We start from the raw sequence: 10,164 nt of genomic DNA on the forward strand, positions 1-10,164 counted from the left end.
GTTACCTTATCAGCAATTCCAAATAAGTTTATGGAGCTATCTTTGGAAAAACTGTAGAATTTCAAAAATTACTACAGACCTTGAATTTTACTTATCATTTCCATGATTTAGATTGCTTACATTTTATTTTGATATGTTTTACGGTAATCTCCAGGAGAAAGTCCAGTCCTTTGTTTAAAAATTTTAGTAAAGTAGGAATAATTATCATACCCTACTTGACAAGATACTTGTGATATCGAGATATTTGTTTGAGATAGGAGAGATTTAGCAGCATTAATGCGCTTATCCGTTATATATTTAACAAGAGTTTCTCCAGTCTCTTTTTTAAAAATTCTAGCCAAATGATCTGCGCTGAGATAAACCATATCTGCTAATATAGAACGATTTATATCTTCATAGTAGTGATGATCTATGTATTCGACGATGCGTTGAATACTATTTTTCTGGTTTTCAATGTTTGTTGCAAATTTCTTAGCATGTGACCAGTAATAATCAAAGTAATCCTGAAAAGATTCAATTGAATGAAAGCGTCGTTGGAATAAGAAATCATGAGTGCTGTTTTGGAATAATTTATGTGCCGAGATTCCATTTTGATCTAGATATATTCCTATTTGTTGGGTCCAATCTAGTAAAATTTGTTGTAGTGTAAAAGTAGGAATTTGAGAATTATAAGCAAGTGAATTAATTTTTTCTCTTAATTCGTATTCACTTAAGGTATCTAAAAAAGTAATTGAAAGAGTTTCTGTTTTAAAGGAAGTTGGGAAACTATGTGGAACACATATAATAGTATTCCAATAAGAAACATATTGTTCATTATAAGTGTAGAGTTCTTTGGTATGAAATAAAATATCGGATATTTTATGGCAACTCTTATATATAATGTTTGAGTATTTACTAAAGTTATTAGAAATTTGAGAATGAATCTCATATGCCAATTTGTCACTACGTTTGGATGAGTCTACTCTAAAGAGACAAACATATTGATCAACCTGGCTTTCCATCTTGAATAGACTTATCAGCTTATAAGAAGGTTGTGAAATTCTTTGAAGTTCTCTTTTTAGTTGAGAAGTCCATGATGGAGTTTCTGCAGAATAATCTTCTTCATTAAGATTGATTGTTAAAACTGCAAGAAAAAAATACTGGTGTTTTTGAAGAATAAAATCTTGTTTGCTTGCTATATTTTCTAGCTCATCAATGCGAGAAATTTGAGGTTTTCTAAGGTAATCATACCAGAAGTTATCTTCTATTTGTAAAAGTGCATCATTTTTTCCGTTTAAGTTATGATTCTCAATTTTACTAATGGCTTTTTGAATAATAAATTCTAATTTTTCAAAGTTAATGGGTTTTAGATAGTATTCGAAACTTTGTAATTCAATTGCTTTTTGAGCATAGTTGAAGTCGGCATAATTGGTTAAAAAAATTGTTTTTATATCATATTTTTCATTTCTAATCCACGATAAGAGTTCGAGACCGCTACCTTGAGGCATTTCTATATCGCTTATCATGAGATCAATAGGATGCTCTCTAATAATATTTTGAGCTTGAGTGAGGCTATAGGCAACATAAACAATGTCAATGTGTAGTTTATCCCAATTTATTTTCTCCCGTAAAGCCTCAATGATAAAGCGATCGTCATCAACTAATAAAATGTTCATTATAACCTCCGTCTATAATCTTGTATGGAATGAGTAAAAGAATTTTAGCTCCACCTTCTTCATTATTTTCAAATGCAATACTATAGTCGTTAGGATAGAGAAGATTTAAACGTTCGATGGTGTTTGTGATCCCAATATGATGTCCATCTTCTGTTATTAGAGACTGTTTCTGATTTAGTTTTGATAAAATTTCTTCAGAGAAACCTGGACCATTATCTTCGATACAAATCTGAATATAATCTGAGTTCTCAGTTTTTACTTTTTTTATCGATAGCAAAATTGTAAATAAATCCTGAAATGAAAAACCGTGTTTGATTGTGTTTTCAATAAATGTTTGTAAAAGTAATGATGGGATAAGAGTATTTTGTAGGTCATCATTGTAGTTTAGTGAAAAGTAGATGCTATTTCCATATCGAATTCGTTGTATTTCTAAATAATCTTTAATATGCTGAACTTCATCTTTAAGTTCTGAAAAATCTTGATTAGCCATAAATAAATGACGGAGATAATTTGAAGTTAGGATAGTTAATTCTTCAATTTCCTTGTAGTTTTTTGTTTGAAGCATACTATGAATCATTGATAACATATTTAAGTAGAAATGCGGTCGAATTTGATTTTTAAGATAATTAAGTTCAATCTTCTTAAGTTCTAGTTGTGAATGGTATTCTCGTATTTTTAATTCTTGCATGTCAAAAATTACTTTATTAAGTTTATCATTTGCCTTATCAATTTCTAGTATACCTTCAGATATAAAAAATTCAGAAGGGGGGATGGAGTCCCCGAGTTGAGAGAGTCGTTCAGTGAGTCTTGTTATCGGTTTAATCATCCACTGACGAATATACAGGATAATGATGATTGATAAAATGGTGATAATGATAGGAACAGCTGATAAAAATACTTCTAAGAGCGTGATATTTCTAAAGACTTCGGCATAATCGACTAAAACATAAATATCGAAAGGTAAATGCGTTTTTTCATTTTGGGCATGAATTAGGTAATTAGAGGACGGTATATTGTTAGGCTCTTTTAGGGAAAGTTTACCATTATTACCAATATTAAGTTTATTGAGAGGTTTTAGGATATCTTCTGAAGATATGACGGCATAAATGATTTTTCCTTCGTAATGAACAGATTTAACTAAGTATTCGCTGTTTTTAGTAGTTACATTTTTCCATTTACGGTCACTTATATCACTACGCAATGATTTTAGATTTGATTTTAACAGTAGATAATCTTCATATGGAATATAAAGATTGGAGACGTTTATAAAATGTTCAGTACTATCGGTTTCTAATAAGAATGTCATGTGAGTTTCATTTTGATATTCAAACTCTGTAAAGCTAGTTTGAACTTTTTTGAGATCTTCTTGATAGTCAAGAAACGTTTGTACATGATTTAATTTCTCTAAAGATTCATTATGCGTTATTGTTGAGTACATAAAGCGTTCTACAGAATGCAATTTCTCATTAACAGAGTCAGCATAAATTTCAATTGAACTACGTAGGTGTACTATATTTTGGTTTTTAATAAAATTTCTGGTTATGTCACTCATAGCAATATTGATTAAAATATTTATCAATAGTAGTACAAGTAGGAGTTTAAAGAAAAAATGAATAGAATGTTTTTTTGATAAGTCGTGATTTAATTTCATATACTAGTCTCCTATTAAAATTATAGCACTTTGAAAATATGATATCATGTAACAAAACAGATATGTTTTATTAAGATGTCGGAAAAGTAATAGTTCTTAAAATTAAAAAACTGAAAAATTGATAAACCTAGTCCAAAAAGTTATATTAAGGGAATTCTTTATGGTGTAAAATAATCGTAGAAAATCAGATAGGAGGAAAAAAATGAAAGTAGCATCTCAACTTCATAAAATAAAATTAAAGCATAGTATTCCGTTATACATATTACTTTTTCCTTCAATATTGCTATTAATTTTATTTTCCTATATTCCCATGTTGGGATTAATTATCGCATTTAAAGACTACTCACCAGCCAATGGTATTTTTGCTAGTCAGTGGGTAGGATTTAAGTACTTTACTCAATTTTTCTCATCATTCCAATTCGGGACAACTATGTTCAATACATTAAAAATTTCACTTTATAGTATTGTAGTAGGATTCCCCTTGCCTATTATACTAGCTATCATTAGTAATCAGTTAAGAGTTGGGAAATTTAGAAAAATATTTCAAGTAACAACTTACTTACCCCATTTTATCTCTACAATGGTTATGTGTGGGATGATTATCTTATTTTTATCTCCTACTAGCGGTTTGTTAGCGAATGTATTTAAGTCTGTTGGAATTACTATTCCAGATTTTTTATCAAAACCTACTAATTTTGCAGGTGTTTATGTTTGGAGTGATGTATGGCAACATATTGGTTGGGATAGTATTATTTATCTAGCAGCGCTTTCTGCAATTGATCCTACATATTATGAGGCTGCAACTATGGATGGTGCCTCTAGGTTACAAAAAATTCGGCATATAGAATTACCATTGCTTTTGCCTACTGCTATGATTCTATTAATATTAAGAGCAGGTAGTTTATTAAGTGTAGGTTTTGAGAAAGTGTTACTACTACAGAATCCTCTTAATTTAGCAGGAAGTGAGATAATTTCGACCTATGTTTATAAAGTTGGTATGGTGAACTTTCAGTATAGTTATTCGACAGCTATAGGGTTATTTAACACGGTAGTTAATCTAATAATTTTGTTATCTGTTAACTGGTTCTCAAAAAGATATACCAGAACGGGTCTTTTTTAAAGGAAGGAGTGCTTAAGGTGAAATGGTTTCATAAATCAAGAAAAACGAACTCTGAATTATTATTTGATATAGTTACCTATGGTTTAGCAATTTTCCTTATCCTGTTAATTGTTTATCCGTTATGGTTTGTAGTGATTGCATCTTTTAGTAATCCTTCAGATGTTGCAAACGGGAAGGTATGGTTTATTCCAAGAGAATGGAAATTAGATGGATATTTACGTCTTATTCAACAACCTTTATTTTTACGTAGCTATTTAAATACAATTTTATATACTGTTGTTGGGACCTTAGTTGCTTTAGTAGTCAATATTCCAGCTGGTTATGCTTTATCTAGAAAAGAATTAGTTGGTAGAAAGTGGATGAGTATTCTATACATAATCCCTATGTTCGTATCAGGTGGCTTGATTCCTACCTACTTAACAGTAAAGAATGTTGGCCTAATTGATACATTTTGGGTAATTGTAATACCTTTTGCGGTTTCATCATACAATATTATTGTTGCTAGAACTTTCTTTAATAATAGTATTCCAGACGGGATGTGGGAGGCTGCGCAAATTGATGGATGTGGTACAATTCGTTATTTTATTAAAATAGTTGTTCCGTTATCAAAAGCTATTATAGCAGTTATTGGACTTTGGACTGCAGTTGGTATTTGGAATTCGTGGTTTAATGCTTTAATTTATTTAACGAATGAAAATTTACAACCATTGCAATTAATTTTACGACGTTTATTAATTAGTAACCAAATGTTACAATCGCAAGCAACAGGAGAAGTGGCATCAGATCTTCGTATCAAGGCTGATATGATGAAATATGCAGCAATTGTTATTTCAACCGCTCCGATTATGTTGTTGTATCCCTTTGTTCAAAAATATTTTAATCAAGGCGTAATGATTGGCGCCTTGAAAGAATAGGAGAAAAACATGAAACATAAATCATTTACATATTTGTTCTTAGGAACAGTTACACTTGCTGGCTTAACAGCCTGCGCAAATTCCAATAATGCGAATAAGGATGATAAATCTGGAGAAGATTCTTATAAAATTACGACTGTTCGTTGGTCTGACTGGGGAGAAGATTATCATAAAGGTTTTCTAACAGATTCGGCCAAGGAAGCAGGTATTGATGTTAAATGGGATACACTTGTGGCAGCAGATTGGTCAGATAAGAAATCTGTTTTGGTTGCTAGCGGAGATTTACCAGATGCATTTTTAGGTTCAAATGCTTTTACAGATTCAGAAATTGCTCAGAACCAATCTTTGTTTATTCCATTGGAAGATTTAATCAAGGAGAACATGCCTAATTTAACTAAGGCTATGGAGAAAGAACCTAAGATTAAAGCTATGATTACTTCACCAGATGGTCATATCTACAGCCTGCCTAAAAAATTACCGATGCGTCCTACAGTAGCTAATCAGCTATTTATTAATAAAAAGTGGCTAGATAATTTAGGATTAAAGGTTCCAGAAACGTATGATGATTTAGTAAAAGTACTACAAGAATTTAAGGATAAAGATGCGAACGGAAATGGAGACGCTTCTGATGAAATTCCATTCGGAGCAGGAAACTTTGATCCAACATTCTCATATATTCTTCCGTTCAATAATCGTTTAGGTGCAGATAATACGTATGAAATGTCTGTAAAAGATGGAAAACCAGTCTACCTTCGTACAGAAGAAAGTTACAAACAAGGGATTGCAGCAATGCACGAATCTTATAAAAAAGGTTTGATTGATCCGGAAATCTTTACAGAAGATACCTCTATGAGTGTAGCGAAACGTATGGATAAGGGAGTAGCTAGAGTAGGTGTTTCTAGTGGTTGGACAGCAGATGCAACGTTTGGCTTACATTCAAGTGAATATATTGCTCTACCTGCTTTAAAAGGTATGGATGGAAAACAATATGTCTTTTCTGACCCAGATCATTACAACTATGGTCGCAATGAAATTTTGATTACAAATAAGAGCAAAAATCCTGCTAAATTATTGAAATGGTTGGATAAATTATATACAGATGAAGCAAGTATTCAGAATTTCTATGGATCATTTGGAATAGCTACTGAAAAGAATGGTGATAAGTTTAAAGTATTACCTCCTAAAGATGGTAAATCAGCCGATGAGTATGCATGGATTCATTCACTTCGAGATTTTGGTCCTAAATACGTAAGCGATGATATCAATAGTCGCGTAGAAATCGATCAAACACAAGGTGATGGATTGAAATTGAAGATGGACCAAGATTTGAAACAATTTTCGTTGCCAGCTTACCCTAATGTGATTTATTCACAAGAAGAACTTAACAAATTATCATCAATCTATGTGAGTATTGAATCTTATGTCAAACAACAAGCATCTAAATGGGTAGTTGAAGGCGGCATAGAAAAAGAATGGGACTCATACAAAGAAACTCTTAAGAATATGGGATTGGACGAATTTATGAAGATTCAACAGGAAGCATATAATCGTTACCAAAAAGAAGTAAAAGAGTAATATTTTATATGAACTCTTGGTTGTATGAACAAGGGACTAGCCAATTATAGGAAGCGAGACTGATAACATCAAATTATCTCGCTTCCTTTATTCTAATTTTTAAAGAAATTTGGAAATGTTTTTTAAATAATTTAGGTAATATTTTTGTGCAACTGACATTCTAAAATATAGAGTTAAGACGATTGATTTTATGGAGAATATATTATGCAAAAATTATTTTCATTAGATGGAAAAGTGGTTAGAATTTTAACTTTTTTGACAGATTTAATTATTTTAAATACTCTATTTATTGTTAGTTGTATTCCAATAGTTACAATTGGGGCATCATTAACTTCTCTTACGACAATGTGGTATCGTATTTTAAAAGGTAAAGATACCGATATTGCTTATCATTATTTTCGGATCTTTAGACGAAATTTTAAACAGTCAACTTTTATTTGGTTGTTTATCCTCCTAATAGAATTACTTTTATATGTGAACTATTGTCTTTGGGGCTATTCAAGTTTATTTTCAGAGTATAGTTTATTGTTAGTGTTGCCCTTTTTATTTGTTATAATACTTTTGATGAGTGTTATTTTTCCCTATATTGGTCTATTTAAAGATAATCTAAAAAATAGTATTGTAAATAGCGTATTAATTTGTATTTTAAATCCAATACAAGCGATCATGTTGGTTTTATTTAATATTTCTGTACTGTATATGAGTTTTAGTAGTCCAGAACGAGTTTTAACCGCTATTTACGTATTTACATTTGGGGGATTTGCTTTTTGCGGATTGATGAATGTAACGATAACAAATAAAATGTTTGATAAGGTAAAGAAATTTACTAAAAGGAGGAAAACAAATTGAAAATTTTTAAGGGAGAGTTTTATCGAATCTCTGTATTAACAGACAAGCTAGTAAGGTTAGAATACTCTCAAACTGGAAGTTTTGAGGATAGAACGACACAACTTATCTATAATAGAGATTTTGGCCAAGTTTCGTTAGATTATATCGAGACATCAAACGTACTAGATATTATGACGGACTATTTTCATCTGCACTTTAATAAAGGAGAATTTAACGCCGAAAATTTATTTATAGAATTAAAAGGAAATTTTGCCGTATATGGTAGTCGCTGGTATTTTGGTGAATCTATTGAAACGTTAAAAGGAACAGCTCGGACTCTGGATAAGGCAGATGGAGCCATCCCATTAGAAGATGGAATTATTAGTCGAAATGGTATAGCCTTATTGGATGATTCTCAAGGATTTATTTGGGATGAACAGTCTGGTTATATTGAGAGAGAAAATCAAATTGACCTCTATTTCTTTGCCTATGGGCATGATTATAGAGGAGCAATCAGAGACTTTTACCATTTGACTGGTTCAACACCCTTATTGCCAAGATATGCTTTAGGGAATTGGTGGAGTAGATATTGGCCATATACGTCAGATGAATATTTGAATTTAATAGACAGATTTAAAACAGAGAAAATTCCATTATCTATCGGTGTTTTAGATATGGATTGGCATATAACTGACATTCCAGCTCGTTTTGGAAGTGGCTGGACAGGATATAGTTGGAATAAAAACTTAATACCTAATCCAGAACAGTTATTGCAACAACTTCATGATAGAAAGTTAAAACTCTCCTTAAATGTCCATCCTGCTGATGGTATACGGGCTTATGAAGAAGCTTATCCTCAAGTCGCAAAACGATTGGGGTTAAATGTAGAACTAGAAGAACCTGCTATTTTTGATTTTTTTAATCCTTCTTTTAGGGAAGCTTACTTTAAAGATGTTCATTATGAGCTAGAAAAGCAAGGAGTAGATTTTTGGTGGATTGACTGGCAACAGGGGACTCAAGGCATGTTGGATCCACTGTGGCTTTTAAACCATTATCACTATCAGGATAGTTGTAAAAATGCAGAAGGGGGTTTGATTTTATCAAGATATGCAGGTCCTGGTAGTCATCGCTACCCTGTTGGTTTTTCAGGGGATACTATTATTAGTTGGAATTCCTTAAGATTTCAACCTTATTTTACAGCGACTGCATCTAATATCGGTTATAGTTGGTGGAGTCATGATATCGGTGGACACATGCTGGGGGATTATGACGAAGAGCTACAAACTAGATGGCTACAGTTTGGCGTTTTTAGTCCGATAACTCGATTACATAGTTCCAGAAGTCCCTTCAATAGTAAAGAACCTTGGTTTTTTTCAGAAACAACATCTAAGATTATGAAGAAATACCTTCGTTTGAGACATCAGATGATTCCCTATCTATACACTATGAATGTAAATACACACGAGGAAGGTGCCCCATTAATCAGCCCAATGTATTATTTCTATCCAGAGAATGATGAGAGTTATAGTGTTCCAAATCAATACTTTTTTGGAACAGAACTGATGGTGGCTCCCATTGTAGAAAAGATGGATTTGGCATTCCAATCTGCAAAAGTAGATGTATGGTTCCCTGAAGGTTTATGGTATGACTTCTTTTCAGAGAAAAAATATACAGGTGGTGTGAAGTTAAGTGTTTATAGAGACATTTCGACTATACCTGTGTTTGCAAAAAGTGGTGCAATTATTCCCTTGGTTGGTTCTGAGATAGATATGGGTGTTGATTTACCTGAAGTTGTAGATTGGTATGTATTCCCAGGCAAACAACATTCTTTTGAAATGATTGAAGATCAAAATGGTCAAAGATATAAAACAAAATTATCAATCGACTGGGAAATGGGGATGGTGGAGTTAACATTACAAGGAGATTCTAGAATCGTTCCAAGCAATAGAAAACATAGAATTCATTTTAAAGGAACGAATGTGTCTATAATTGAATTTCCAAATAAGAATGATACAGCTAGATTTGAATGGAAAGATAATAAAATACCATCTCTGAATGATGAAGTTTTCAGACTACTAAAGACAGCTTCTCTTCCATATGAATTAAAAGATAGATTGTTAAATCAATTCATCAATGCCAAAAATTATCATGACTTAATGAATATCTTGCATCATCAGGATAAGGAATTGAGAGGGCGTTTGTTGGAAATGATATTTACTAGCGAAAACTAATTGAGACATTTCGTATACAATTTTTATTCTTTAATTACTAATTATTTATTTTTAATGTGTAACAGTTTTACATCTCTATTCTTATTGGCTTGTATTGTAGTAATTACAAGTTTGGCATAGGGATGTTTTTGTTTACTGAAGAGGAAAGGATAAGATAAGTATGTGTCAAGGTTTGAAACATTTTTTAATA

The 10,164-nt window shown here is 31.8% G+C and carries 7 protein-coding genes; 5 read left to right on the forward strand and 2 right to left on the reverse strand.

Going from position 1 to position 10,164, the window contains the following annotated elements; genetic code table 11:
* Nucleotides 1-116: 116 nt before the first annotated feature.
* Both HMPREF1048_RS09605 and HMPREF1048_RS09610 read right to left on the reverse strand, forming a co-directional pair.
* A complete protein-coding gene (locus HMPREF1048_RS09605) occupies nucleotides 117-1,655 on the reverse strand; it encodes a response regulator transcription factor (RefSeq protein WP_001023733.1) in 1,539 nt (512 codons plus the stop codon).
* Complete coding sequence (locus tag HMPREF1048_RS09610; RefSeq protein ID WP_000773064.1) at nucleotides 1,636-3,306, reverse strand: sensor histidine kinase; 1,671 nt, start codon at nucleotides 3,304-3,306, stop codon at nucleotides 1,636-1,638. The genes HMPREF1048_RS09605 and HMPREF1048_RS09610 overlap by 20 nt, the downstream gene beginning before the upstream one ends.
* A 202-nt stretch (nucleotides 3,307-3,508) precedes the next feature.
* Here HMPREF1048_RS09610 and HMPREF1048_RS09615 point away from each other — a divergent pair, with 202 nt between their 5' ends.
* From HMPREF1048_RS09615 to HMPREF1048_RS09635, 5 genes are all read left to right on the forward strand, one after another.
* Nucleotides 3,509-4,426, forward strand: a complete 918-nt coding sequence (locus HMPREF1048_RS09615) for an ABC transporter permease (RefSeq protein ID WP_000861541.1) — start codon at nucleotides 3,509-3,511, stop codon at nucleotides 4,424-4,426.
* Nucleotides 4,427-4,443: 17 nt separating this feature from the next.
* On the forward strand, nucleotides 4,444-5,340 hold the full coding sequence (locus HMPREF1048_RS09620; protein ID WP_000870789.1) for a carbohydrate ABC transporter permease: 897 nt from the start codon (nucleotides 4,444-4,446) through the stop codon (nucleotides 5,338-5,340).
* A gap of 9 nt (nucleotides 5,341-5,349) precedes the next feature.
* Nucleotides 5,350-6,915 carry a type 2 periplasmic-binding domain-containing protein gene (locus HMPREF1048_RS09625; RefSeq protein WP_000681131.1) on the forward strand — a complete coding sequence of 522 codons (1,566 nt, stop codon included), beginning with the start codon at nucleotides 5,350-5,352 and terminating at the stop codon, nucleotides 6,913-6,915.
* 204 nt (nucleotides 6,916-7,119) lie between these two features.
* On the forward strand, nucleotides 7,120-7,764 hold the full coding sequence (locus tag HMPREF1048_RS09630) for a DUF624 domain-containing protein (RefSeq protein ID WP_001170587.1): 645 nt from the start codon (nucleotides 7,120-7,122) through the stop codon (nucleotides 7,762-7,764).
* On the forward strand, nucleotides 7,761-9,974 hold the full coding sequence (locus HMPREF1048_RS09635; protein WP_000688724.1) for a glycoside hydrolase family 31 protein: 2,214 nt from the start codon (nucleotides 7,761-7,763) through the stop codon (nucleotides 9,972-9,974). The genes HMPREF1048_RS09630 and HMPREF1048_RS09635 overlap by 4 nt, the downstream gene beginning before the upstream one ends.
* Nucleotides 9,975-10,164: the final 190 nt, after the last annotated feature.

Origin of the sequence: Streptococcus mitis SK575 (assembly GCF_000257865.1) — a bacterium.
Classification (GTDB): domain Bacteria; phylum Bacillota; class Bacilli; order Lactobacillales; family Streptococcaceae; genus Streptococcus; species Streptococcus mitis_CQ.

Bases quoted from the DNA above. Each gene is read 5' to 3' on its own strand.
- HMPREF1048_RS09615 (WP_000861541.1), top strand. From the start codon at position 3,509: ATGAAAGTAGCATCTCAACTTCATAAAATAAAATTAAAGCATAGTATT.
- HMPREF1048_RS09630 (WP_001170587.1), top strand. From the start codon at position 7,120: ATGCAAAAATTATTTTCATTAGATGGAAAAGTGGTTAGAATTTTAACT.
- HMPREF1048_RS09605 (WP_001023733.1), bottom strand. From the start codon at position 1,655: ATGAACATTTTATTAGTTGATGACGATCGCTTTATCATTGAGGCTTTA.
- HMPREF1048_RS09610 (WP_000773064.1), bottom strand. From the start codon at position 3,306: ATGAAATTAAATCACGACTTATCAAAAAAACATTCTATTCATTTTTTC.
- HMPREF1048_RS09625 (WP_000681131.1), top strand. From the start codon at position 5,350: ATGAAACATAAATCATTTACATATTTGTTCTTAGGAACAGTTACACTT.